The following is a 23,431-nucleotide window of genomic DNA, read 5'->3' on the forward strand; positions in this document are numbered from 1 at the left end:
CCGCGGCGGCGGCCCGCCGCACACCCGTGCGGGCGGCTCAGCCGTCCGGGTGCAGCCGTTCACCGGTGCGGGTGAACGGGCCCCGGCGGGGCTGCGGCGCGGACCTAGGCTCGCCGCCGTGCGCCTGACGATCCTTCACGTGTCCCAGCCCGTCGACGGGGGAGTGGCCCGGGTGGTGGTGGACCTGGTCCGCGGCCAACGGGCGTCCGGCCACCGGGTGTCGGTGGCCTGTCCGCCCGGCGGACGGCTGGCCGCGGAGGCGGCGGCCGCCGGGGCGCGGGTCCTGGACTGGCCGGCGGAGCGGTCGCCGGGGCCGGGGACGGCCGGGGAGGTGTGGCGGCTGCGCCGGCTCCTGCGGACCGCCCCGCCGGACGTGGTCCACCTGCACAGCGCCAAGGCCGGGCTGGCCGGCCGGCTGGCCGTGCGCGGCTCGGTGCCCACCGTGTTCCAGCCGCACGCCTGGTCCTTCGCCGCGGTGGAGGGCCGGATGGCCGCCGCCACCCTCCGCTGGGAGCGGTACGCCACCCGGTGGGCGCGGACCGTGCTGTGCGTCAGCGAGCAGGAGCGCCGGGACGGCGAGGCCGCAGGGCTGGAGGCCGACTGGCGGGTGGTGCCGAACGGGGTGGACCTGCGGCACTTCGCCCCCGCCGACGCGGCCGCCCGCCGGGCCGCCCGGATGGCGCTGGGGCTGGACCAGAGCGCGCCGCTGGCGGTCTGCGTGGGCCGGCTGTGCCGGCAGAAGGGCCAGGACGTGCTGCTGTCCGCCTGGCCCGGGGTGGCCGCCCGGGTGCCCGGGGCGCGGCTGGCCCTGGTCGGCGGCGGGCCCGACGCCCTGGCGCTGGCCGAGCGGGTGCGGCGGCTGCCCGAGCCGTCCCGGGTGCGGCTGGCCGGGGACGTCCCCGACCCGCGGCCGTGGCTGGCGGCGGCGGACCTGGTGGTGCTGCCGTCCCGCTGGGAGGGGATGGCGCTGGCGCCGCTGGAGGCGATGGCGGCCGGCCGGCCGGTGCTGCTGACCGACGTACCGGGCGCCCGGGAGTGCCTGCCGCCCGGGCGGGCGGCCGCCGGGCTGGTGCCGGTGGAGGACCCGGCCGCCCTGGCCGAACGGCTGGCCGAGGCGCTGGCCGACCGGATCGAGTGCGAACGCCTCGGGGCGGCGGCCCGGTCGTACATGTCCGACCATCATGACATCCGAGCGGTGGTGCGCCGGGTGGACGCCCTGTACCGGACGCTGGTGAGGGCCGCGCTGGTTCCACGTGGCCGGGAAAGCCGTGTCCCGCAGCGGTTCTGATCGTTTGTCAGACCGTGATCGGCCCGTCCCGGAGGGCGCAGCCATGATTCCGACAGTCTGACTAATAGGCAGGTGGAATGAAATGGCAAGTCAACTCCCCTGTGGGAAACCGCCGTTCGCTAGTGTCTGATTTCGCCTGTTCAGTCCCCATTTTGCAGCGATGGAAATGGTCGACGGCCACCCCACGGCAGCAGGCGCCTACCTGGACCGCGTCCACCGGGCCGGGGTCGCCGCGCCGGTAGCCACCCCGGTTCCCGGCTGTCCCGCTCCGGCGGGAACACAGCAGGGGAGTTCGAGCGCCGATGACCATTGATCACGAGAGAGTGCCGCTACCCGGCAGGCACCCGGCGACCTCGCGCAGGCTGGCCACCGAGCTGCTGGACCGCCCGGCCGGACCGACCCCGCCCCGGGTCGCGCCCGCCGTCGGCCGGCACCGCCGGGCGCTGCACTCCCGGGTCGCGCTGCCGGTCGGCCTGCTCGTGGTGGACACCCTCGCGGTCGGCGCGGCGGCCTTCCTCACCGTCCCCGGGGCGCGTCCCCTGCTCGCCGCCGCCGCCCTGCTCCCGGTCCTGGTCCCGCTCAACCTGGCCGGCGGCCTCTACCGCAGCCGGCTCACCCTCTCCGCCCTGGACGAGTTCCCCGCGCTGGCCGCCCGGGCCGCCGTGGCGGTGGCCTTCACCGTCACCCTCGGCGCCTGCCTGGCCGGCCGCTGGCCCGGCGGCCCGGCCACCACCCCGCGCCTGCTCGCCCTGCTCGGGGCCTTCCTGCTGCTGGCCGGCAGCGGCCGCGGCATGGCGTACCACCTGCTCCGCCGGGCCCGGCGCCGACGGCCCAGTCCGGCCCTGGTGCTGGGCGCCGGCCGGCTCGGCCAGCAGGTCGCCAAGGCCCTCACCGAGCACCCCGAGTACGGCATGCGGCCGGTCGGCTTCCTGGACCCCGACCCGGTGCTGCTCGAACCCGGCACCACCCTCCCGGTGCTCGGCGGCCGCAGCGTGCTGGCCCGGGTGGTCCGCCGGCACCGGATCCACCACGTGGTCGCCACCGAGGGCGCCGCCGACGAGACCGAGACCGCCGCCGCCCTGCGCGACGCCGTCCGGCTCGGCTGCCGGGTCTGGCTGGTGCCCGCCCTGCGCGAGTACGGCTCCGCCCCCCGCTTCCCCGCCGACCACCTCTGGGGCTACCCCTGCCTCCCGCTCGGCCGCCCGGCCATGCGCCGCCACGGCTGGGCCGCCAAGCGCGCCCTCGACGTCACCGCCGCCGGCCTCGGCCTGCTGCTGCTCGCCCCCGTCCTGCTGGCCTGCGCGCTCGCCGTCCGCTGCGACACCGGCCCGGGGGTGCTCTTCCGCCAGCAGCGCACCGGCCTGGACGGCAAGGTCTTCACCGTCCTCAAGTTCCGCACCCTGCGCCCCAGCAACGAGCACGAGTCGGCCACCCGCTGGAACATCTCCCAGGACCACCGGATGGGAGCCGTCGGCCGCCTGCTCCGCAAGACCTCCCTGGACGAGCTGCCGCAGCTGTGGAACGTGCTGCGCGGCGACATGAGCCTGGTCGGCCCCCGCCCCGAACGCCCCTACTTCGTCCTGCGGTTCGGCCAGCTCCACCCCGAGTACGCCGACCGCCACCGGGTGCCGGTCGGCCTCACCGGCCTGGCCCAGGTCAACGGGCTGCGCGGGGACACCTCCATCGAGGACCGGGCCCGCTTCGACAACCGCTACATCGAGAGCTGGAGCCTCTGGCAGGACGCCAAGATCCTGCTCCGCACCGCCGTCCTGATGCTGCGTCCGGACGGGAGCTGACCGTGGCCCTCACCCTGACCCGCCCGGCCGGCCCCGCGGTCTTACGCCGCGCCCTGGCCGCCGTACCGGACCGGCCCAGCCTGCTGGTCGCCCTCACCATCCTGCTGGTCTGCGTCCCCACCGGCGAGAAGGACGTCACCGCCGCCGTCCACGTCACCCCCGCCGACCTGGCCTCGCTCGCCCTGGTCGCACTCACCGCGCTCGACCTGCTGCGCGGCCGGGCCCGCCGGCTCGGCGGCACGGTCTGCCTGCTGTTCGCCGGGGTGGTCGCCGCGGCCGGCGCCGCCACCGTGGGCTCCATCGACCCCGCCGCGTCGCTCACCGGCTTCGTCCGGCTGGTCCAGGTCTTCGTCCTGGTGCCGGTCGCCGTGCTCTGCGCCCTGCGGGACCGCCGCGACCAGCGGATCGTGCTCGGCGCCCTGGTCACCGCCGCCATGCTGGAGGGCGCGGTCGGCGCCCACCAGTACCTCACCCGGACCGGCGCCTCCTACACCGGGCAGCCGATCCGGGCCGTCGGCACCTTCGGCGCCCTCGACGTGATGGCGATGTCCGCCGTGGTCAGCTTCGGCCTGCTCGCCGCCCTCGCGCTGGCCCTCGGCGAGCGCGGCCCGGACGGCGACCCGGTGCTCCGCCGGACGATGTACGCCTGCGCCGCCTTCCTCGCCTTCCCGCTCGCCGTCTCCTTCAGCCGGGGCAGCTGGATCGCCTGCGCCGCCGCCGGGGCCGTGCTGGTGCTGCGGGCCGACGCCCGGCTCGCCCTCCGCTCCGCCGTCCTCGCGGCCGCCGCCGTCGTGGTGCTGGTCGGCGGGCTCGGCCTCGGCGCCTCCGGGGTCACCGCGCGGCTCGGCAGCATCGGCGCGGTCTCCGCCTCCCCCGACCAGTCGGTCACCGACCGCTACGACCTGTGGTCCACCGCCGGCCGGATCTGGCAGGACCACCCGCTCACCGGTGCCGGCCCCAAGGCCTTCCAGCAACTGCGCGACAGCCACGCCCCGCTGCGGCTCTCCTCCGGCAGCGACACCGCGGACGCCACCCACGGCTACCGGCGCGAGCCGCTGCTCTCGCCGCACAACATGTACCTGCTGGTCCTCAGCGAGCAGGGGCTGCTCGGCGTGGTCGCCTACCTGGCCCTCTTCCTGGCGCTGCTGCTCGGCTGCCTGCGCCGCTCCGCCGGGTCGCCGGCCGCGCTCGCCCTGCTCGGCTGGACCCTCGTCGACTTCCTCTACGCCGACATCGGCGGCACCACCACGGTGCTGACCTCGGTGGTGCTGGGCCTGGCGGCCCGCGCGGCCTTCCCCACCACCCCGGACCCCCGCGGAGCGTGCGCCGAATGACAACGGACCAGCCGGTACGGGCGGCCGTGGCGGCGCCGGGCGGCCCCCGGCCGCCCCAGGACGGACCGGACCGCGGCCGAGGAGGCCCGGACCGGCCGGAGCGGGACGGCCCACCGGCCGAGGGCCCGCCGGCCGAGGAGGCCCGCCGCGGCTTCCTGGCCAAGGCCTTCGGCGTCACCGCCCTGCTCTCGGCCGCCGGCTCCGTCCTCGGCCTGCTCCGCGACCTGCTGCTGGCCCGCTACTTCGGCGCCAACCAGGGCACCGACGCCTTCCTGGTCGCCTGGACCGTCCCCGAGACCGCGGCCCCGCTGCTGATCGAGGACGCCATGGCCTTCCTGCTGGTGCCCGCCTTCAGCCTGGCCCTGGTGCTGCGCGAGGAACGGCCCACCGGCCCGGACCCCGTCCGCCAGCTGGTCCGGGCCACCCTGCCCTGGCTGATGCTGGTGCTCGCCGCCTGCTCGGTCATCGCCGTCGTCGGCGCCCCCCACCTGGTCCGGCTGCTCGCCCCCGGCCTCGCCGATCCCCAGCTGGCCGTCACCTGCACCCGGATCACCGCCTTCACCATCCTGCCGTTCGGCGTGGCCGGCTACCTCACCTCGGCGCTGCGCGCCCACCACCGCTACACCGCCCCCGCCGCCATCTACGTGGCGTACAACCTCGGGATCCTGGCCCTGCTGCTGACCTGCCACGCGGTCTGGGGGGTGCGCTCGGCGGCGCTCGGGGTGGCCTTCGGCAGCCTGCTGATGGCCGGGGTGCTGGTCGTCCCGTTCGTCCGCGGCCTGCGGGCGACCCGCCGCCCCCGCCGGCCCTGCGGCCCCGCCGGCGACTCCCTGGTGCTGATCCCGCTGGCGATACTGCCGGTGGCCGCCTTCACGCTCACCCGGCAGGCCCAGGTGTTCGTCGAGCGCTACCTCGGCTCCGGCCTGCCGCCCGGCGCCATCTCGCACCTCAACTACGCCGCCAAGGTCTCCCAGCTCGCCATGACCGCGGCCATCCTGATCGTCCTGGTGACCTTCCCGGTGGTCGCCCGGGCGCTCGCCGCCGGGGACCTCACCGCCGCCCGCGACCGGGTGGAGAAGGACCTCGGCCAGGCCACCGCCCTGGTCCTGATGGGCACCGCCTTCCTGATGGCCTGCGCCCCCTCGGTGGTGGCCCTGCTGTTCGAGCGCGGAGCGTTCGGTCCGCACGACACCGCCGTCACCGCCGCCGTGATCCGGGTGTACGGTCTCGGCCTGCCCGCCCAGGCGCTGATCGGCGTGATGGTCCGGCCGTACTTCTCGATCCGCCCGGTGGTCCGCCGCGCCGACGACCCCGCCGCCACCGGCCGGACCACCCTGCTGGACTGGTACCCGGTCGGTGCGATGGCCCTCGGCCTGCTGGTCACCGTCGCCGTCGGCGTCGCCGCCACCCCGCGGCTCGGCGCCCTCGGGCTGGCCGCCGGCAACGCGGCCGGCATCACCGCCGCCGCCGCCCTGCTGATGCGCGGTCTCCTGCTGCGCGGCATCGCGCTGCGGCTGCCCCGCGTCCTGGGCGGGCAGGCCCGCCTGCTGGCCGCCGGGGTGGGCGCCGCCGCCCTCGGCGTCCCGGCCGCCGCGGTCACCGCCGACCCGCTGCTGTCCACCCTGCTCGGCGGCACCGCCGTGATCCTCGCCTTCGCCGCGCTCGGCACCGCCCTCGGGGCTCCCGAGGTCCGCGGTCCCGTGCTCGGCCTCCTGCGGGCCCTGTGCCCGCCCTCACCTCCGGCCGCTGAAGGGAAGCTGCCCCATGGACGCTGAACTCGACCGGCAGATGGGCCGCGTCCTGGCCGCCGAGCCCGCCGGTCCCGGCCTGGCCTCGCCCTGGATCCTGATGTACCACTCGGTGGCCGAGGAGGAGGACGACCCGTACCTGCTCACCGTCAGCCCCGGCCGGTTCGCCGCCCAGATGGCCTGGCTGCACCGCACCGGCCGGCGCGGGGTCAGCGTGCGCGAGCTGCTGCGAGCCCGCGCCGAGGGCCGCGACGGCCGGCTGATCGGCCTCACCTTCGACGACGGGTACGCCGACTTCGCCCGCCACGCCGTCCCGGTGCTGCGCGAGTTCGGCTTCACCGCCACCGCGTACGTGGTGCCCGACCTGCTCGGCACCGAGAACGGCTGGGACGTCGAAGGCCCCCGCAAGCAGCTGCTCACCGTCGACCAGGTCTCCCAACTCGCCTCGGCCGGCTGGGAGATCGGCTCGCACGGCCTCGGCCACCTGGCCCTGCCCGGCCTCACCCCCGCGGAGCTGGTCGAGCAGACCGTGGAGAGCCGCCGCGCCCTTCAGGCCCTGGTCGACGGCCCGGTCAGCGGCTTCTGCTACCCGTACGGCGCCGTGGACCCGCCCGCCGCCCGGGCCGTCCGCGACGCCGGCTACGGGTACGCCTGCGCCATCCAGCACTCCCCGCTCACCGGCCGGTTCGCCCTGCCGCGCTGCTACGTCGGCGACCGGGACGGCGGCTGGCGGCTGCGCGCCAAGCAGGGCCGGCACCTCTGGCGGGACGCGCTCACCGGGATCCGGCACGGCTCCCACCCCCAGGAGGCCGACCGATGAGGATCCTGCACGTCATCACCGGCCTGGCCAGCGGCGGCGCCGAACGCCAGCTCCAGCTGCTGCTGCGCCACCTGCCCGCGCGGCACCACGCCGAGGTGGCCACCCTCACCAACCCCGGCACGGTGGCCGCCGCGCTGCGTGCCGAGGGCGTCACCGTCCACGACCTCGCCATGCGCGGCAACCGCGACCTCACCGTGCTGCCCCGGCTGACCCGTCTGGTCCGCACCGGCCGGTACGACCTGGTGCACACCCACCTCTACCGCGCCGGGCTGTACGGCCGGCTCGCCGCCCGGCTGGCCGGGGTGCGGCCCCTCGTCGCCACCGAGCACTCGCTGCACGCCGGGGTGGTCGAGGGCCGGCCCGCCTCCCGCGGCGTCCGGGCGCTCTACCTCGCCGCCGAACGGCTCGGCACCACCACCGTCGCCGTCTCCCGGCAGGTGGCCGCCACCCTGGACGACTGGGGGGTGCCGCCCGACCGGGTCCACCTGCTGCCCAACGGCCTCGACGCCTCCCGGTACGCCCTGCCCACCGCCGCCCGGACCGCCCTGCGGCAGGAGCACCGCGACCGGCTCGGCCTGCCCCGGCACGCCTGGGTGGTCGGCGGCGTGGGCCGGCTGGTGCCCGGCAAGCGGTTCGAGGTGCTGATCGACACCCTCGAACGGCTGCTGGAGGTCGCCGGCCGCTACCCGGAGCTGCGCGAGCCCTGGCTGCTGCTGGTCGGCGCCGGACCGGAACGCGACGCGCTGCAGCGCCGGGCCCTGCGGCTCGGGGTGGCCGACCGGGTCCGGTTCACCGGCGAACGCGAGGACGTCCCCGGACTCCTCACCGCCCTGGACGTGCTGGCCGCCCCCTCGACCGAGGAGACCTTCGGCCTCACCGTCCTGGAGGGGCTCGCGGCCGGCCTGCCCGTCCGGCACAGCGCCTGCCCCGCCCTCGACGAACTGCCGCCCGGCGCCGCCCCCGAGGCCGCCCGGCTGCCCTCCACCGCCGACGCCTACACCGCGGCCCTGCACGAGCTGTGGGGCCGCCGGCCCGGCGCCCTGCCGCAGCCGCCGGCGGTCGCCCACTACGACATCGCCCGGATCGCCGAGGACCTCGGGCGCCTCTACGACCGGCTCGGCCCGACCGTGCCCGCCCAGCCCGGGCCCGATCGCCGGCCCGGCCGTGGTGGCGGCCGTCCTGCGGGCCGGCGCCCGGCGGCGCGGGCCTGAACCGGCCCGCCACCCCATCCCTCCCGTTCACGCGTACCCGGCCACCGCCCCCGTGCGGCCGCCTCGGTACCGACCCTAGGAGCCTCCGATGTCCGATTCGCGCCGCAGCGCCCGCGCGCTGGTCCGCCGCTGGTGGCCGCTGGCCGTCGCCGTCCCGCTCGGCGCCGCGACCGGCGCCGGCTACGCCGTCGTCGCCCCGCCCTCCTACACCGCCAACTCCTACGTGGTGGTGGTCTCGCAGAACCCGGGCGACGCCTCCACCGCCGTCAACTTCGCCCAGACGTACGGCCGGCTGGCCGGACAGCCGCAGGTGCTGGCGGCCGCGGCGGCCGAGACCGGGCACACCGTCAGCGCCCTGGAGGGGAAGGTCCGGGGGACCACCTCGCCGGACGCGCCGATGATCGAGATCACCGGGACGGGCCGGCGGCCGGCGGACGCGGTGCAGGCCGCCGACGCGGTCGCGAAGTCGCTGATCGCGTTCGCCAACACGAGTGGGAAGGACACCGGCGTGCGGCTGGTGCCGCTGGCCGCCGCGGCGGAGCCGGAGCGGCCGGCGACGCCCTCCGCCCCGCTCGACGTCGCGGTCGGCGCCGCCTCCGGCGTCCTGGTCGGCGCCCTCGCCCTGATGACCCGCCGCCGCCCCGCCCCGACGGCGGACCTCCCCGCCCCGCGCACCGACACCACCGCCACCCCGGACGAGCCCGAGACCACGGGAGCCCGTCGATGACCGGACGGACCGAGGCAGCCGGCCAGGCACCGGAGGCACGCGTGGGGGTGCCTCCGGGCCGCCGGGCTGGGGGAGAACTGCGCGGGGCGGGAGGATGCGGCGCCGGGGCTTCCGGATTCGCGCAGTTCCCCGCGCCCCTCGGTGAACCCGGTTGCGCACCTGTGCCCGTCGATGAAGCCGGTTGCGTGGCGGCGGCCCCGGAAGCGCCCTCGTGCGAGCCCGCCGGCCGGTGGGTCGGGGAGGTGCTGCGGGACGACGGGGCGCTGGAGCGGGTGGCGGGGGAGTGGGACGACCTGTTCGGGCGGTGTTCGGCGGCGACGTCGTTCCAGGCGGTGGGGTGGCTGTGCTCGTGGTGGCGGCACTACGGGGAGCCGGGCCGGCTGGTGGTGGTGCTGGTGCGGCGGGACGGCGTGCTGATGGGGGCGGCCGCGTTCCGCCGCCGCGGCCCGTTCGGCGGCCTGACCAACCTCGGCGGCGGCCTGGTCGACTTCACCGACGTGCTGCTGGACGACTCCTGCGCCGAGCGCGCCGCCGCGGAACTGGCCGCCGCCCTCCCGCTCCGCCGCCCGTGGCACAGCCTGGAGCTCCGCGAGGTGCGCCCCGGGGCCGCCGCCCACCTGGTCTACCGGGCGTGGCGCGGACGCCGCCACCGCTTCGAGGACTCGCTCTGCCAGTACCTGCCGGCCGTTCCGATGGAGGAGCTGCTGAGGCAGCTGCCGGGCAAGACGGCCCAGCGGACCAGGGTGAAGCTGCGCCGGATCGCCGAGGCGGGGGTGGTGGTCCGGGCGACGGACGCGGCGGGGGCGCCGGAGGCGGTCCGGGAGATGCTGCGGCTGCACCTGCTGCAGTGGCAGGACCGCGGTGTCACGCCGGAGCACCGCAGCGAGCGGTTCGCCGCGCACCTGGCGGAGTCCACCGCGGCGCTGGTGGGGTCGGGCCGGGCGGCGCTGCACCGGTTCTGGCTGGACGAGGAGCTGGTGGCGGTGAACCTGCTGCTGCTCTGCCCGCCGTTCGGCGGCCTCTACATGTACGGCGCGCATCCGCGGCTGCGCGAGCGGCTGGACATCGCGGGCCTGCTGTTCGGGGTGGCGCTGGACGAGGTCCGGTCGGCGGGGATCCCGCTGCTGAGCCTGCTGCGCGGCCAGGAGCCGTACAAGCAGCGCTGGCGTCCGGACCGGCTGCCGAACCAGCGGCTGGTGCTGGGGCCCGGCCGGCTGGCGCCGTTCGCCGCCGCCCGCGCGGCACGGGTCCGGCTGCGCGGGATCGCGGTGCACGTGCTGCGGACCCGGCTGCCGCGGGTGAAGATGGCGCTAGCGGCGCGGCGCCTGCGCTGACGGCTGCCCGCCCGGCCGGCCGGCCCCCGGCAGGGCCGTCCCCGGCGCCGGGGCGCCCTGGGAGCCGGCCATCAGCTGCTTGAAGACGGCGGCGGACCGCGGGTTGCGGTCGCACTGCCAGAAGCCGTGCGGGCAGTAGTCGGTGACGGTCTGGTACGCGGTGTCGTGGGTCCGCATCCACTCGACCATCCGCCGGACGAACTCCGGGTTGTCGCCGTTGCGGAACAGCCCCCACTCGGGGTACGAGACCGGCTTGCCGCGCTTGGCGGCGAACTCGACCTGGTCCTGCAGCCCGTACGGCTCGTTGACGTACTCGTCGAAGGTGCCGCCGGCGGGCTGGTCGTAGCTGTCCATGCCGATGATGTCGACCACGTCGTCGCCGGGGTAGCAGCGGGTCCACGGGATGGCGTCCACGCCGCGGTTGGGGGTGAAGTCGAAGCCGAAGTGCTGCCCGGGCACCGAGCGCATCAGGCCGACGATCCGCCGCCAGTACGCCTTCCAGGCGGCCGGGTCGGGCTTGCAGCGGCTGGTGTAGGTGACGCCGTTCATCTCCCAGCCGAGGGTGATGACGGTGTCCCCGCCGCCGAGCGCGACCAGCTTGCGGGCGAGCTTGAGGAAGTGCTGGTCGAACTCGCCGTTGCCGCCACGGGCGAGCAGCCGGGCCACCTCGGCGTCCGGGACGCCCGCCTCGTTGGGCACCAGCATCGGCACGCCGAGGACCAGCCGGCGGTTCGGTTCGCCCTGCCGCCACTGGGACCAGAGGCCGAGCACCGCGATGTCGCCCTCGATGTCGGACCAGCCGTTGCCGGCCAGGTAGGTGTGGCCGACCTGCATGTTGGCGTCGCCGAGCCAGCGGGCCATCCGCGCGATGTCGGGGATGTAGGTGTCCCAGGAGCCGACGAAGGCCCCCCAGGGCGCCTCGTGGTTGGCTCTCAGCACGGCGGGCCGGGGCGCGGCCCCGCGCGGCTCGATCGCCTCGGAGGAGAGTGCGGCGTGCCGCTCGGTCTGGCTCAGCGGTGTCCCGTCGGGGACGCTGGCCGTGGTCAGCAGCAGCAGTGCGGCGGCGGCCAGGGTCACGCGGCCGAGGCGCATGGGGCTCTCCACAGGGTTCGTCGACGGCCCGGATGACCAGACAGTAAGCCCCCAAGACGGTGGAAAAGCCCCATGTCACCCATACGTGGCAGTTCGTACTGGCGAGCGCCGACGGCCGCTCCGCCGCGCGAAATCGGGTCCTGTATCACCTCTGTAACAGTCCGTCCAGTCGGCCGGTGCCCGAGCGGGGCCCCGACCCGCTCGGGGGGCCCGTGACAACCGCAGGTGAGGACGGGTACCGACGGCCCGTGTGGCGCCCGTCACCTGGCCGGACGTGACGACGCGTCGAGCTGACCGGACACCCGTACGGGGGGTACGCTCCGCCCGTGTCCTGGAACCCGCTGCGAAGCCTCACCCCCCGATCTGCGCTCCCCGCCGTTGCCGTGCTGCTGGTCCTGACGGCGGGTGCCGCCGCGCACGCCAACCGGCCGGTGCCGTTCGGTGACCGGGTGGTCGCGGGGTCCGGCGCCAGCCCGGTCAGCGCGGGGGCCAGCCCGGTGGGCGCCCAGTCCGCGGGGGCGGTGGCCCCCGACCTGGAGGTCGGCCCGGGGCTGGAGGCGTACGACGGGACCACCGGCAAGCTCCTGTGGTCGTACCGCCGCGAGGGCGCCACGGCGCTGCACTTCGCGATGGTCGGCGAGAACGCGGTGGTGGTCTGGGACGACGGCATGGTCACCTCGGTGCGGCCGAGCGACCACGAGGTGCGCTGGCACCGGTCCGTCCCCGGCCTGTCCGACTGGCTGAGCGGCGACGGCGACCCGGTCCTGGCCGCGAAGTCGGACGCCGAGCGGCGCGAGGCCACCGCCAAGCGGGCGGCCGCGGCCCTGCAGACGGCCACCGAGACCGAGCCCTGGGTGGCGGTGGTCACCCCGTCGCTCACCATGGGCTTCCGCGACCGCGACGGTGACCTGCGCTACAACTCGCGCCCGGCGGCCGGCTGCGTCTACGACCCGCTGCGCGCGGTGCACACCGACAACGCGGTGATGGTGCCGCGCACCTGCACCGGCACCACCAGCGCCGGCTCCCCGATCCCCGGCGGGATCAGCGGCTTCTGGCTGAGCGGCCACGGGTGGCAGCTGAACGCCGGTCCGGAGGTGCTGATGCGGCCGCTGGACAAGCACCGGGTGGCGATCGACGACGGCCCGATCGTCGGCACCAAGACCTTCGACACCCTGGAGGGTGCGCAGGAGACCACCTGCGGCGCCCTGGCCGAGCCGTTCGCCGCGGCTCCCCAGGGCTGCCAGCCCCGGCCGGACGCCGGCTGACCGGCCCGCGGCGGGGCCGCCGGGTCGCCGGGAAGCCGGGTCCCGGCCCGGAAAGCCGTTGGACGGCTCCCGGTAGACTGGCGGGCATGGCTGTTCTCCGCGGGCACTAGCGGGCGGCCGGCGGCACCCGCAGCGGTGGCCCGCCGATCACCCGTCGCCTCCGTTCCGCCCCCCTCGCCCCCGCCCGGCCGCTGTGCCCTGCCCGACGTCTGGAGCCCTTCCCAGCCATGATTTCCGCCAACGCCCTGGAGCTGCGCGCCGGTGCCCGCGTCCTGATCGAGTCCGCCTCCTTCCGGGTCGCCCCGGGTGACCGGATCGGCCTGGTCGGCCGCAACGGCGCCGGCAAGACCACGCTCACCAAGGTGCTGGCGGGCGAGGGCCTGCCGGCCGGCGGCACGGTGACCAGCTCGGGCCAGGTCGGCTACCTGCCGCAGGACCCGCGCACCGGCGACCTGGACGTCCTCGCCCGCGACCGGATCCTGTCCGCCCGCGGCCTCGACTCCGTGCTGAAGAAGATGCGCGAGAACGAGGAGCGGATGGCCAACGGCAAGGGCGCCACCCGCGACAACGCGATGAAGAAGTACGCCCGGCTGGAGACCGAGTTCCTCACCAGGGGCGGCTACGCGGCCGAGGCCGAGGCGGCCACCATCGCCGCCGCCCTGGGCCTGCCGGACCGGATCCTCGGCCAGCCGCTGCACACCCTCTCCGGCGGTCAGCGCCGCCGCGTCGAGCTGGCCCGGATCCTCTTCTCGGACTCCGACATCCTGCTGCTCGACGAGCCGACCAACCACCTCGACGCCGACTCGATCATCTGGCTGCGCGACTTCCTGAAGACGTACAAGGGCGGCTTCATCGTCATCTCGCACGACATCGACCTGGTCGAGACGGTCGTCAACAAGGTCTTCTACCTGGACGCCAACCGCTCCTGCATCGACGTCTACAACATGGGCTGGAAGCAGTACATCCAGCAGCGCGAGGACGACGAGAAGCGGCGCAAGCGCGAGCGCGCCAACGCCGAGAAGAAGGCCGCCACCCTCAACGCCCAGGCCGACAAGATGCGCGCCAAGGCGACCAAGACGGTGGCCGCGCAGAACATGGCCCGCCGCGCCGAGAAGCTGCTCTCCGGCCTGGAGCAGGTCCGGGCGAGCGACAAGGTCGCCAAGCTGCGCTTCCCCGACCCGGCGCCCTGCGGCAAGACCCCGATGACCGCCGCCGGCCTGTCCAAGTCGTACGGGTCGCTGGAGATCTTCACCGACGTCGACCTGGCGATCGACCGCGGCTCCAAGGTGGTCGTGCTGGGCCTCAACGGCGCCGGCAAGACCACCCTGCTGCGGATGCTCGCGGGCGTGGAGCGGCCGGACACCGGCGAGGTGATCCCGGGCCACGGCCTGAAGATCGGCTACTACGCCCAGGAGCACGAGACCCTGGACCCGGACCGCACGGTGCTGGAGAACATGCGCTCCGCCGCGCCCGACACCGACCTGGTGCAGATCCGGAAGATCCTCGGCTCCTTCCTGTTCTCCGGCGACGACGTGGACAAGCCGGCCGGGGTGCTCTCCGGCGGCGAGAAGACCCGGCTGGCGCTGGCCACCCTGGTGGTCTCCAGTGCCAACGTGCTGCTCCTCGACGAGCCCACCAACAACCTCGACCCGGCCAGCCGCGAGGAGATCCTCGGCGCGCTGCGCTCCTTCACCGGGGCCGTGGTGCTGGTCACCCACGACGAGGGCGCGGTGGACGCGCTCCAGCCGGAGCGGATCATCCTGCTGCCGGACGGGGTGGAGGACCTGTGGAGCCCGGCGTACGCGGACCTGGTCTCGCTCGCGTGATCCGGATCCGGTGCGTGATACGGCCCGGTGCGTGATCCGGGTCCGGGGCGCGGTCTGATCCACGGCGGGCCGACACCCGGTCCACGCGGTGGACACCGGATCATCTCTTCGTCGCAGAAATTCTCATCTCCGGCCGAAGCCGGGAATGCAAGGGTCCCGGATTCCGTTTCGGCCGGGACCCGTTCCCGTTTCCGGGTCATCGGCATCCGGACGGCCCGTGCTGATCAGCTATTTTCGCCCCCGCCGGCCCCGTCGGCCCCGCGTGAGAGGGGGCGCGTGCACCCAGTGTGAGCGCCCTTGTGCGGAGCGAGTACCACCGGCAGACTGCGCTTTCCCGGTATCGACCTTGTCGAATGGGTGGCCAGGAGCCTGGCTATGGGTGATCATGGGAATCTGACCGAGCACAGCTACGAGGAGGCACGGGTGGCCGAGACTCTGAAAAAGGGCAGCCGGGTGACAGGTGCCGCGCGTGAGAAGCTCGCGGCCGATCTCAAGAAGAAGTACGACTCCGGGGCGAGCATCCGCGCGCTGGCGGAGGAGACGGGTCGCTCCTACGGCTTCGTGCACCGCATGCTGAGCGAGTCCGGGGTGATCCTCCGGGGCCGCGGCGGTGCCACGCGAGGCAAGAGCAAGGCTGCTGCCACCGCAGGTTCCTGACACTCCATCACCACCGGTCGGCGGCGATCGTGCCGCTCGTTCGGTCGACAGCTCAGCCCATCAGCTCCAGACGGTTCGGCGGTCGGGTCTCCCGGGCCGCCGACCGTGGTTTCAGCGGTCCCTTCCAGCCCGTCCCCGACTTTGTTACTCTCCAGTAGCTCATCGCTCCCCGCTGGAGGTAACCCCATGACCACTCCCGCCACCGACACCGACCCGCAGCAGTGGGAGCAGGCGGGCGTCCGACTCGAACTCGACGGCGAGCTCGCGACGGTGACGCTCTGTCAGCCCAAGCGGCGCAATGCCCAGAGCCCCGCCATGTGGCGCGCGCTGGCCGGTGTCGGTCGCAGCCTGCCCGGCACCGTCCGGGTGGTCCTGCTGCGCGCCGAGGGCGTCTCGTTCTCGGCCGGCCTCGACCGCGCCATGTTCACCCCCGAGGGGATCCCCGGCGAGCACACCTTCCTGGAGCTCGCCGCCGCCAAGGACGAGGACCTGGACGCGGCCATCGCCGAGTACCAGGAGGCCTTCACCTGGTGGCGGCGGTCCGACGTGATCTCGATCGCCGCCGTCCAGGGCCACGCCGTGGGCGCCGGCTTCCAGCTGGCCCTCGGCTGCGACCTGCGGGTGGTCGCCGAGGACGTCCAGTTCGCCATGAAGGAGACCGCGCTCGGCCTGGTCCCGGACCTCGCGGGCACCAAGCCGCTCACCGAACTGGTCGGCTACGCGCGGGCGTTGGAGATCTGCGCGACCGGCCGCTGGGTCGGTGCGGAGGAGGCCGTGGCCACCGGGCTGGCCAACCTCGCGGTGCCGGCCGAGGAGCTCGACGGAGCCGCACGGGACCTCGCGGGGGCGCTGCTGGCGTCGCCGCGGAGCGCGGTGATCGAGACCAAGGCGCTGCTGCGGGGTGCGGCGGGGCGGTCGTACGACGAGCAGCGGGCGGCGGAGCGGGGGGCGCAGGCGCGGCGCCTGCGGGACCTCGCGGGCATCGGGGACTGAGAACGGGCTAAGCCCGTAGGGGCGCGCGGAGCTGAGCGAGATCGGAAGGCTGGTCGCCGTACCCGCCCGGGGAGCCACTGCGGCTCATGGACGGCTCTACGGATGCGGTCTTCCGTTTGGCGCAGTTTCCCGCGCCCCTTGTTGTGGGTGCCCGGTTGCCTCGGCGCGCGGGAAACGTGGCGGAATGCCAGAGTTGCCCTGATTTGCGATATAGCTGGACAGGCAACCACAGGAGACCCGCCATGGCCCAGACCCCGACCCCCGCTGACCTTCACAAATCCACCGCCGACCCGGAGTTCGCGGCCCCGACCCCGGAGCGCGGCCGTACCGTCCTGGCCGTCGGCGTGGTGGAGAAGATCGCCGGAATGGCCGCCCGCGAGGTCGCCGGCATCCATGCGCTGGGCTCCGGTTTCACCCGGACGTTCGGGGCGATGCGGGACCGCGTCCCCGGCGCCAAGTCCGGTGTCGGCCGTGGCATCAAGGCCGAGGTCGGCGAGAAGCAGACGGCGATCGACATCGCCCTGGTGGTGGAGTACGGGGTGGTGATCCCCACGCTGGCGGCGGAGGTGCGGGAGAACATCATCGCCGCGGTGGAGCGGATGACCGGCCTGGAGGTGGTCGAGGTCAACATCGCCGTGAACGACGTCCACCTGCCCGACGAGCCGGACGTGGAGGAGCTGGAGGAAGAGACCGGTGCCCGTCCGCGGGTCCAGTAGGAGGAGCGGATGAATCTGGCGTTGGCGGGTCTGCTGGCGGGGATGGGCCTCGGCTTCGCCGGGTACTTCGGCGGGTTCGCCGCGTTCCTGCTGGTGGCGGTGCTGGGCGCGGCGGGCTTCCTGGGCGGCCGGCTGCTGGAGGGTGACATCGACCTGGGCGACCTGGGCGATCTGTTCCGCGGCCGGGACCGGAGGCGGTGATGGCCCAGGCGGCATACCCGGTGCCCGCCGCCCGGCGCGGGCGGTTGCGGATCGCCGACCGGGTGTACGCCGGGATCGCGGCCCGGGTCGCCGCCCAGGCGCTGGCCGAGGCGTGGCGGGGCCGGACCGAGCGGGGCCGGCCGCCGCGGGCGTCCGTCCTGGTGGCGCGCGGCGCGGTCCGGATCACCCTGCACCTGGACCTGCCGTTCCCGGCGGACGTGCGGGCGCTGGCCCGGACCACCCGGGACGCGGTGGCGCAGCGGGTCGCCGAGCTGACCGGCAGCGCGGTGCGCGAGGTGTCCGTGGTGGTCGACCACCTGCTGGCGCGGGAGCCGGCCGGGTGAGCGGGAAGGTCCACCGGCCGCGCTCGGCGCGCACCGCGGTGACCGGGGTGGTGGTCACCGCCGTGCTGGTGCTGGCCGCGGCGGTGCTGTACGACGTGATCGCGGTCCGGACCGGGCATCCGGCCCGGGCGTGGCGGGCCGAGGTGGCGCGGGAGCTGGAGACCCGGACGCTGGACGACCCGTGGGTACTGGCCGGGGCCGGGGTGGCACTGGTGGCCGGGGTGGCGCTGTGCTGGCTGGCGTTCGCGCCGGGTCTGCGCCGCTGGCTGCCGCTGACCGAACCGGGCGCGGCGATCGACCGGGCCGGGGTGGCCGCCCTCATCAGCACCCGGATCGCGGCCCAGCCGGAGCCGCTGATGGCCCGGGTCAGGGTGGGCCGGAAGCGGACCCGGGTGAGCGTCACCGGGACGGCCGACCCGGCCGCGCTGGAGCGGGAGCTGCGGGAGGAGCTGGCCCGGGTGCCGCTCGGCCTGCCGCACCGCCTGGACGTCCGGACGCTCACCCCGAAGCCGTCCCGCAAGCGCCGGCTCGCCGAGGAGGGGCCGCCCCGATGAGCCGCGCCGCCGTGAACCGGACGATCCTCGCCGTGGTCGGCCTGCTGCTGGCCGCGGCCGGCCTGCTCACCCTGGCCGGCGGCCTGGAGCTGTACGGCCGGCTCGGGGTGGACCTGCCCGCCGGCTGGCCGCTGGCCTCGCCGGACCGGCCGGTGCTCAGCGCCGCCTCCCGCACCCGCTGGGTGGACGAGGACTGGTGGTGGCCGGTGGCGATCGCGGTCCCCGCGGTGCTGGTCGCCGGCTCGCTGGTGTGGCTCTTCGCCCAGCTGCGGCGCAGCGGGCCGGCCGGTGTCCACCTGTCGACCCCGGCGCACTCGGGCTTCGTGCTGCGGGTGCGCAGCGGCGCGGTCGAGGAGGCGGTCCGCACCGAGTCCGCCGCGCTGCCCGGGGTGGCCCGGGCCGCCGTCCACCTCGACGGCGGGCCCGGGCAGCCGCTGCTGCGGACGGCCCTGCGGCTGGAGGAGGGTGCCGGTACGGGCGACCTGCTGGACCGGTACGTGGCCGGGCCGCTGGCGCACGCCCGGGCCAGCCTGGGCCTGCCGGGCCTGCGCTCCGAGCTGCGGCTCAGGGTGGCCCCGCACCGCCCGGCCGGCCGGGACCACCCCCGGGTGTTGTGAGCCGCCGGGCCGGGGGCGGGGGTCAGAGCCCGCGCAGCGCGCCGCCGGGCCGGGGGCGGGGGTCAGAGCCCGCGCAGCGCGCCGCCGTCCACCGGCACCATCACGCCGGTGAGGTACGAGGCGGCGGGGGAGAGCAGGAAGGCGGCGACCTTGCCGAACTCCTCGGGCGTGCCGTAGCGGCCGAGCGGGATCGCCGCGCTGGCCCGGGCCCGGGCGGCCTCGGGATCGCCGCTCAGGGAGTCCAGCTCGCGGACCCGGTCGGTGTCGATCCGGGCCGGCAGCAGGCCGACCACCCGGATGCCGCGCGGGCCGAGCTCGTCCGCGAGCGACTTGGCGGCCATCGCCAGGCCGGGCCGCAGGCCGTTGGAGATGCCCAGGCCGGAGATCGGCTCGCGGACCGAGCCGGAGAGCACGAAGCCGATCACCCCGCCCTCGGAGAGCGCCCCGGCCGCCGTCCGGGCGATCCGCAGCGCGCCGAGGAAGACCGACTCGAACGCGCCGCGCCAGGCCTCGTCCCCGGCCAGCACCACCGGGCCGGCGGCCGGGCCCCCGACGCTGATCAGCACGCCGTCCAGCCGGCCGAAACGCTCCTGCGCCGCCTCGACCAGCCGCCCGGCCGTGCCGGGGTCCGCGTTGTCGGCCACCACGCCGTGCGCGTGCTCCGGCCCGCCGAGCTCGGCGACCGCCGCGTCCACCGACTCCGCGGAGCGGCCGGAGAGGACGACCCGTGCCCCGTCGGCGGCCAGTTCGCGTGCGGACGCCAGCCCCAGACCGCGGGTGGCACCGGTGAGTACGTACACCTTCTGCTGAAGTCCCAGATCCATGGGGACATCCTGCCTGGTCCGGGCAGGTCTCGGAGCGATCCCATCTGACGGCGAGACAGTTGACGGTTCCACCAGAATTAGGGAAACCTAACCTTGCTTCCAGCCCCCCGAGTCCTGTCCGGAGCACCCCCATGCCGCACCTCGACCCGCCCGCGCCGCTCTCCGGCAGCGCAGCCCGGTCCGCCGCCGTGTCGGTCGGCCTCGCCGCCCTCTGGGCCGCCTGCGCCTGGACCGGCAGCCATGTGCAGACCGACCCGGCGCTGCACACCGCCGCGCTGTTCGTGCACCTGGCGGCCCTGGTGGTCGGCTTCGGCGCGGTGCTGGCGATCGACTACCTCGGCCTGCTCTGGATGCTCGGCCAGCGCACCCTGCGCCAGTTCGTCGACCTCACCGCCCCGCTGCACGTCCCGGTCTGGGCCGGCCTCGCCGGGCTCACCTTCAGCGGCATCCTGCTGGAGCCGAACCTGGACTCCGGCCTCACCCAGGTGAAGCTGGCCCTCGTCCTGCTGATCGCCCTCAACGGCGTGCACGCCACCGCGCTGCACCGCCGCTTCGAGGACCTCGACGGCACCCACCCGCCGCAGCACCTGCTGGTCCGCGGCGGCGTCTCGGCGGCGATCTCGCAGCTCGGCTGGTGGGGCTCCGTCCTCATCGGCTTCTACAACACCCAGCACTGACCCGCGCCGGACGGGCGCACGGGGTGGTGGGGGCCACCCCGGTGCGGGGCGCGGCGATGGGGCAGAAGATGGGGATGACCGGAGAACCCATCCCGAGGTGCCCATGGACAGCCGGCGTTTCCCGTTCGTCGACAGCATGGCCGGTGCTCTGCTCGACGCGGACGCCGTGATCGTCGGTTGGACGCCGGCGGCCGAGGAGCTGCTGGCGTACCGGGCCGAGCAGGTCTGCGGGCGGCCGGTCCGGGAGCTGCTGGCCGACCGCGACAGCTGGCCCGACCTGCTCGCCGGGTACCGGGACGGCGTGCCCTGGAGCGGCGAGACGGTGGTCCGCGACGGCCGCGGCGAGCGGCTGGAGATCGTCTTCCGGGTGCTCCCGATGGCCCGCCCCGCCTCCGGCGACGACCCCGCCCACTACCTCGCCCTCGGCGCCCCGGCCGCCCTGGTCGCCCGCTGGCGCCAGGACCACGCCTTCACCCGCGAGCTGTTCCTGCAGGACCGGGTCGGCCTCGCGGTCTTCGACGAGCAGCTCAGACTGGTGCGCACCAACACCCACCTGCTGCCCTACAGCGGCGTCCCGGTCGACCTCAGCGGCCACCGGCTCGCCGACTTCCTGAGGGCCGAGGACGCCGAGGCCGTGGAACGGCACCTGTGGGACGTGCTGCGCACCGGCAGCCCGCTGGTCCGCGCCGAGGAGCGGGTCCGCACCCTGGACGACCCCAGGGGCGGGGTGGTGATGGCGATCTCCGCCTTCCGGATGCAGGCCGACGGCGGCCGGGTGATCGGCCTGACCGCGCTGTTCAACGACGTCACCGAGCCCCACCGCGCGCGAATCCGGCTGGAACTGCTGCACCGGGCCACCGCCGCCGTCGGCGGCTCGCTCTCGGTCACCGGCACCGGCGAGGAACTCGCCTCCGTCCTGGTCCCCGGACTGGCCGACCGGGTCGTGGTCGACATCGCCGAGGCGGTCTTCTCCGGCGAGGAACCCGGCCCCGACCGGGACGGCTTCCTCCTCCTCCGCCGCACCTCCGTGGGGGACGACGACGGCCCCGCCGGGCCCGCCCCCGGCAGCCCGGTGCTCGCCCGCGCCGAACTGGCCGGCACCGCCGGCGTCGACCCGGAGGCGGCCGCCGCCGGTCGGGGCCCCGGCGAACTCACCGTCCCGCTGCGCGCCCGCGGCCTCCCGCTCGGCCGGATCACCGCCCGCCGCGACCCCGGCCGCCTCGGCTTCGAACCCGCCGACCTGGACCTGCTCCGCGAGATCGCCGGCCGCGCCTCGCTCGCCCTCGACAACGCCCGCCGCTACACCCGCGAGCACCGTGCCGCCGTCGGACTGCAGCGCAGCCTGCTGCCGCCCGCCGAGGCCCGCACCGCCGCCGTCACCACCGCCGGCGTCTACCTGCCCACCGACCCGGCCACCGGCGTCGGCGGCGACTGGTTCGACGTGATCCCGCTCTCCTCCGCCCGGGTCGCCCTGGTCGCCGGCGACGTGGTCGGCCACGGACTCCAGGCCACCGCCACCATGGGCCGGCTGCGGACCGCCGTCCGCACCCTCGCCGACCTCGACCTCGACCCGGACGAACTGCTGGTCCACCTCGACGACCTGGTCTCCCAACTCGTGGTCGAGGCCGACGAACCGGACGGCGACGAATGGCGCGCCCGCACCCGCGTCGACCCGGTCGGCGCCACCTGCGTCTACGCCGTCTACGACCCGGTCTCCGGCCGCTGCTCGATCGCCGCCGCCGGCCACCCGCCACCCGCCGTGGTCCGCCCCGACGGCGGCGTCGAGTACGTGGCGCTGAACCCCGGGCCGCCGCTCGGCGTCAACGGCCTGCCCTTCGAGGTCACCGAGATCGAACCCCCGCAGGGCGGCCTGCTCGCCCTGTACACCGACGGCCTGATCGAGGGCGGCGACGGCGACCTCGACCAGGGCATGGCCGAACTCGGACGGCGGCTGACCGACGTGATGGCCGCCGACCGGCCGCTGCGGGACTGCGTCCGCCAGGTGGTCTCCGGCCTGCCGGCCCACCGGCTCGCCGACGACGTCACCCTGCTGCTCGCCCGCATCCACCGGGTACCCGAGAGCGACACCGCGGTGTGGTCCATCCCGGCGGACCCGGCGGCCGTCGGCGGGGTCCGCGAGTCGGCCAGCCGGCGGCTGCGGGAGTGGGGGCTGGAGGACCTGGTGTTCACCACCGAGCTGGTGCTGAGCGAACTGGTGACCAACGCCATCCGGTACGCGGGCGGGCCCGTGGAGGTACGGCTGATCCGGGCCGAGCGGCTGACCTGCGAGGTGTCGGACCCGAGTGCGACGCAGCCGCGGATGCGGCGGGCCCGGCTCACCGACGAGGGCGGCCGCGGGCTGTACCTGGTCGCCCAGCTCACCACCCGCTGGGGCAGCCGCTACACCCGCCACGGCAAGACCATCTGGGCGGAACAGGACCTGCCGGCGGCATGAGGAGCCGGTCGGCTCAACCGGGCAACCGGGTCACCGCTGGGGGTACGGGGACCCCAACTGCGCGGTTCGCTCCCGAGGCGGGACTACTGTGCTGCCGCGGCGGAACCCGGGTGGTCTTCCGTTTCGCGCAGTTCCGCGCGCCCCTGGGGGGTCGCCGCCGCGGGCTGCTGGGTGCGTTCCTTGGCTTCGCGGCGGGCCATGACGACCAGGCCGACCGGGACGAGGGAGGCGAACAGCCACCACTGGACGGCGTACGCCATGTGGGGACCGATGTCGGAGTGGTTGGGGTCGGGCAGCAGTTCGGGGACGTCGCCGGCGGCCGGGGTGGAGTTCACCAGTTCCACGAACCCGCCGAGCAGGGTGGCGCCGGTCCGCTCGGCCTGCTGGCCGCTGTTGATCAGCATGTACTGGCCGTGCGGCAGCCCGCCGCGGTCCCTGATCCCGCTCGCCCCGGTGGTCTCGTCCTGCCGCAGGCGCCCGCTGACGGTGACCTCACCGGTCGGCGGGGCGGGGACGGTGGGGTAGCTGGCGGCGTCCGCGCCGGACTCCACCCAGCCGCGGTTGACCAGGATCGAACCCCTGCCGTCGGCGAGCACCAGCGGGGTCACCACGAAGTACCCGATCTCGTTGCCGGCCGGCCGGGTCCGCTTGCGGACCACGAACTCGTGCCCGGTGTCGTACCGCCCGACCGCCGTCACCGCGCGCCAGGTGAGGTCCTTGGGGACGTCGGCGCCGGGGGAGGCCAGGGTGTCGACGGCGACCGGTTCCGCGGTGAGGCTCCGGCCGATCAGCTCGTTCCTGCCGACCCGCTCCTGGTGCCGGTGGTACTGCCAGAACCCCAGCTCGACCATGGTGGGGATCAGCACCAGGGCGATCAGGGCGATGACCGCCCAGCGGCGCGACAGCAGAAATCGGTACACACCCGGCACGGTACTTCCTCCTCACACCGGCG

At 75.5% G+C, this 23,431-nt stretch carries 22 protein-coding genes; 19 read left to right on the forward strand and 3 right to left on the reverse strand.

Annotated features, from left to right (window positions below; all coding sequences use genetic code 11):
- The first annotated feature begins 139 nt into the window (after positions 1-139).
- The 8 genes from ABWK59_RS24730 (at position 140) to ABWK59_RS24765 (ending at position 10,258) form a co-directional block, all read left to right on the forward strand.
- Complete coding sequence (locus ABWK59_RS24730) at positions 140-1,288, forward strand: glycosyltransferase (protein ID WP_354642808.1); 1,149 nt, start codon at positions 140-142, stop codon at positions 1,286-1,288.
- 302 nt (positions 1,289-1,590) lie between these two features.
- A complete protein-coding gene (locus ABWK59_RS24735) occupies positions 1,591-3,084 on the forward strand; it encodes an exopolysaccharide biosynthesis polyprenyl glycosylphosphotransferase (protein ID WP_354642809.1) in 1,494 nt (497 codons plus the stop codon).
- A gap of 2 nt (positions 3,085-3,086) precedes the next feature.
- Positions 3,087-4,418, forward strand: coding sequence for an O-antigen ligase family protein (locus ABWK59_RS24740; protein WP_354642810.1), 1,332 nt, complete (start codon positions 3,087-3,089; stop codon positions 4,416-4,418).
- Positions 4,415-6,193 (forward strand): lipid II flippase MurJ, encoded by a 1,779-nt coding sequence (locus tag ABWK59_RS24745; RefSeq protein WP_354642811.1) that lies wholly within the window; start codon positions 4,415-4,417, stop codon positions 6,191-6,193. The genes ABWK59_RS24740 and ABWK59_RS24745 overlap by 4 nt, the downstream gene beginning before the upstream one ends.
- Positions 6,183-6,986 carry a polysaccharide deacetylase family protein gene (locus tag ABWK59_RS24750; RefSeq protein WP_354642812.1) on the forward strand — a complete coding sequence of 268 codons (804 nt, stop codon included), beginning with the start codon at positions 6,183-6,185 and terminating at the stop codon, positions 6,984-6,986. Before ABWK59_RS24745 ends, ABWK59_RS24750 begins: the two co-directional genes overlap by 11 nt.
- On the forward strand, positions 6,983-8,197 hold the full coding sequence (locus ABWK59_RS24755; protein ID WP_354642813.1) for a glycosyltransferase: 1,215 nt from the start codon (positions 6,983-6,985) through the stop codon (positions 8,195-8,197). Before ABWK59_RS24750 ends, ABWK59_RS24755 begins: the two co-directional genes overlap by 4 nt.
- Before the next feature lie 88 nt (positions 8,198-8,285).
- Entirely contained in the window at positions 8,286-8,924 is a 639-nt protein-coding gene (locus ABWK59_RS24760) for a Wzz/FepE/Etk N-terminal domain-containing protein (protein WP_354642814.1), read from the forward strand.
- A 242-nt stretch (positions 8,925-9,166) separates the two neighbouring features.
- Positions 9,167-10,258 carry a GNAT family N-acetyltransferase gene (locus tag ABWK59_RS24765; protein ID WP_354642815.1) on the forward strand — a complete coding sequence of 364 codons (1,092 nt, stop codon included), beginning with the start codon at positions 9,167-9,169 and terminating at the stop codon, positions 10,256-10,258.
- Here ABWK59_RS24765 and ABWK59_RS24770 read toward each other — a convergent pair.
- Positions 10,235-11,350 carry a glycoside hydrolase family 26 protein gene (locus tag ABWK59_RS24770; RefSeq protein ID WP_354642816.1) on the reverse strand — a complete coding sequence of 372 codons (1,116 nt, stop codon included), beginning with the start codon at positions 11,348-11,350 and terminating at the stop codon, positions 10,235-10,237. The two genes, ABWK59_RS24765 and ABWK59_RS24770, sit on opposite strands and share 24 nt — an antisense overlap.
- 326 nt (positions 11,351-11,676) lie before the next feature.
- Between ABWK59_RS24770 and ABWK59_RS24775 the strand changes: the two genes are divergently transcribed.
- The 9 genes from ABWK59_RS24775 (at position 11,677) to ABWK59_RS24815 (ending at position 18,523) form a co-directional block, all read left to right on the forward strand.
- Positions 11,677-12,615 carry a hypothetical protein gene (locus ABWK59_RS24775; RefSeq protein WP_354642817.1) on the forward strand — a complete coding sequence of 313 codons (939 nt, stop codon included), beginning with the start codon at positions 11,677-11,679 and terminating at the stop codon, positions 12,613-12,615.
- A gap of 227 nt (positions 12,616-12,842) precedes the next feature.
- Positions 12,843-14,441, forward strand: coding sequence for an ABC-F family ATP-binding cassette domain-containing protein (locus ABWK59_RS24780; protein WP_354642818.1), 1,599 nt, complete (start codon positions 12,843-12,845; stop codon positions 14,439-14,441).
- Positions 14,442-14,864: 423 nt separating this feature from the next.
- Complete coding sequence (locus tag ABWK59_RS24785) at positions 14,865-15,098, forward strand: helix-turn-helix domain-containing protein (protein ID WP_354645098.1); 234 nt, start codon at positions 14,865-14,867, stop codon at positions 15,096-15,098.
- A gap of 186 nt (positions 15,099-15,284) precedes the next feature.
- A complete protein-coding gene (locus ABWK59_RS24790; RefSeq protein WP_354642819.1) occupies positions 15,285-16,091 on the forward strand; it encodes an enoyl-CoA hydratase/isomerase family protein in 807 nt (268 codons plus the stop codon).
- A gap of 242 nt (positions 16,092-16,333) precedes the next feature.
- Complete coding sequence (locus tag ABWK59_RS24795) at positions 16,334-16,807, forward strand: Asp23/Gls24 family envelope stress response protein (RefSeq protein ID WP_354642820.1); 474 nt, start codon at positions 16,334-16,336, stop codon at positions 16,805-16,807.
- A gap of 9 nt (positions 16,808-16,816) precedes the next feature.
- Complete coding sequence (locus ABWK59_RS24800) at positions 16,817-17,008, forward strand: hypothetical protein (protein ID WP_354642821.1); 192 nt, start codon at positions 16,817-16,819, stop codon at positions 17,006-17,008.
- Complete coding sequence (locus ABWK59_RS24805; protein ID WP_354642822.1) at positions 17,008-17,352, forward strand: hypothetical protein; 345 nt, start codon at positions 17,008-17,010, stop codon at positions 17,350-17,352. The genes ABWK59_RS24800 and ABWK59_RS24805 overlap by 1 nt, the downstream gene beginning before the upstream one ends.
- Positions 17,349-17,906, forward strand: a complete 558-nt coding sequence (locus ABWK59_RS24810; RefSeq protein WP_354642823.1) for a DUF6286 domain-containing protein — start codon at positions 17,349-17,351, stop codon at positions 17,904-17,906. Before ABWK59_RS24805 ends, ABWK59_RS24810 begins: the two co-directional genes overlap by 4 nt.
- Positions 17,903-18,523, forward strand: a complete 621-nt coding sequence (locus ABWK59_RS24815) for an alkaline shock response membrane anchor protein AmaP (protein ID WP_354642824.1) — start codon at positions 17,903-17,905, stop codon at positions 18,521-18,523. The genes ABWK59_RS24810 and ABWK59_RS24815 overlap by 4 nt, the downstream gene beginning before the upstream one ends.
- Before the next feature lie 62 nt (positions 18,524-18,585).
- On the opposite strand, the gene ABWK59_RS24820 is transcribed toward ABWK59_RS24815, so the two are convergent.
- Positions 18,586-19,347 (reverse strand): SDR family oxidoreductase, encoded by a 762-nt coding sequence (locus tag ABWK59_RS24820; RefSeq protein WP_354642825.1) that lies wholly within the window; start codon positions 19,345-19,347, stop codon positions 18,586-18,588.
- A 131-nt stretch (positions 19,348-19,478) separates the two neighbouring features.
- Here ABWK59_RS24820 and ABWK59_RS24825 point away from each other — a divergent pair, with 131 nt between their 5' ends.
- Positions 19,479-20,024, forward strand: a complete 546-nt coding sequence (locus tag ABWK59_RS24825) for a hypothetical protein (RefSeq protein ID WP_354642826.1) — start codon at positions 19,479-19,481, stop codon at positions 20,022-20,024.
- A gap of 103 nt (positions 20,025-20,127) precedes the next feature.
- On the forward strand, positions 20,128-22,479 hold the full coding sequence (locus ABWK59_RS24830) for a SpoIIE family protein phosphatase (protein ID WP_354642827.1): 2,352 nt from the start codon (positions 20,128-20,130) through the stop codon (positions 22,477-22,479).
- Positions 22,480-22,562: 83 nt separating this feature from the next.
- Here the strand turns inward: ABWK59_RS24830 and ABWK59_RS24835 are convergent, their stop codons facing one another.
- Complete coding sequence (locus ABWK59_RS24835) at positions 22,563-23,399, reverse strand: SURF1 family protein (protein WP_354642828.1); 837 nt, start codon at positions 23,397-23,399, stop codon at positions 22,563-22,565.
- Positions 23,400-23,431 lie beyond the last annotated feature (32 nt).

This window comes from Kitasatospora sp. HUAS MG31 (genome assembly GCF_040571325.1).
Taxonomy (GTDB): Bacteria; Actinomycetota; Actinomycetes; order Streptomycetales; family Streptomycetaceae; genus Kitasatospora; species Kitasatospora camelliae.

Bases quoted from the DNA above. Each gene is read 5' to 3' on its own strand.
- ABWK59_RS24735 (WP_354642809.1), top strand. From the start codon at position 1,591: ATGACCATTGATCACGAGAGAGTGCCGCTACCCGGCAGGCACCCGGCG.
- ABWK59_RS24745 (WP_354642811.1), top strand. From the start codon at position 4,415: ATGACAACGGACCAGCCGGTACGGGCGGCCGTGGCGGCGCCGGGCGGC.
- ABWK59_RS24750 (WP_354642812.1), top strand. From the start codon at position 6,183: ATGGACGCTGAACTCGACCGGCAGATGGGCCGCGTCCTGGCCGCCGAG.
- ABWK59_RS24755 (WP_354642813.1), top strand. From the start codon at position 6,983: ATGAGGATCCTGCACGTCATCACCGGCCTGGCCAGCGGCGGCGCCGAA.
- ABWK59_RS24760 (WP_354642814.1), top strand. From the start codon at position 8,286: ATGTCCGATTCGCGCCGCAGCGCCCGCGCGCTGGTCCGCCGCTGGTGG.
- ABWK59_RS24770 (WP_354642816.1), bottom strand. From the start codon at position 11,350: ATGCGCCTCGGCCGCGTGACCCTGGCCGCCGCCGCACTGCTGCTGCTG.
- ABWK59_RS24780 (WP_354642818.1), top strand. From the start codon at position 12,843: ATGATTTCCGCCAACGCCCTGGAGCTGCGCGCCGGTGCCCGCGTCCTG.
- ABWK59_RS24790 (WP_354642819.1), top strand. From the start codon at position 15,285: ATGACCACTCCCGCCACCGACACCGACCCGCAGCAGTGGGAGCAGGCG.
- ABWK59_RS24795 (WP_354642820.1), top strand. From the start codon at position 16,334: ATGGCCCAGACCCCGACCCCCGCTGACCTTCACAAATCCACCGCCGAC.
- ABWK59_RS24800 (WP_354642821.1), top strand. From the start codon at position 16,817: ATGAATCTGGCGTTGGCGGGTCTGCTGGCGGGGATGGGCCTCGGCTTC.
- ABWK59_RS24805 (WP_354642822.1), top strand. From the start codon at position 17,008: ATGGCCCAGGCGGCATACCCGGTGCCCGCCGCCCGGCGCGGGCGGTTG.
- ABWK59_RS24815 (WP_354642824.1), top strand. From the start codon at position 17,903: ATGAGCCGCGCCGCCGTGAACCGGACGATCCTCGCCGTGGTCGGCCTG.
- ABWK59_RS24820 (WP_354642825.1), bottom strand. From the start codon at position 19,347: ATGGATCTGGGACTTCAGCAGAAGGTGTACGTACTCACCGGTGCCACC.
- ABWK59_RS24825 (WP_354642826.1), top strand. From the start codon at position 19,479: ATGCCGCACCTCGACCCGCCCGCGCCGCTCTCCGGCAGCGCAGCCCGG.
- ABWK59_RS24830 (WP_354642827.1), top strand. From the start codon at position 20,128: ATGGACAGCCGGCGTTTCCCGTTCGTCGACAGCATGGCCGGTGCTCTG.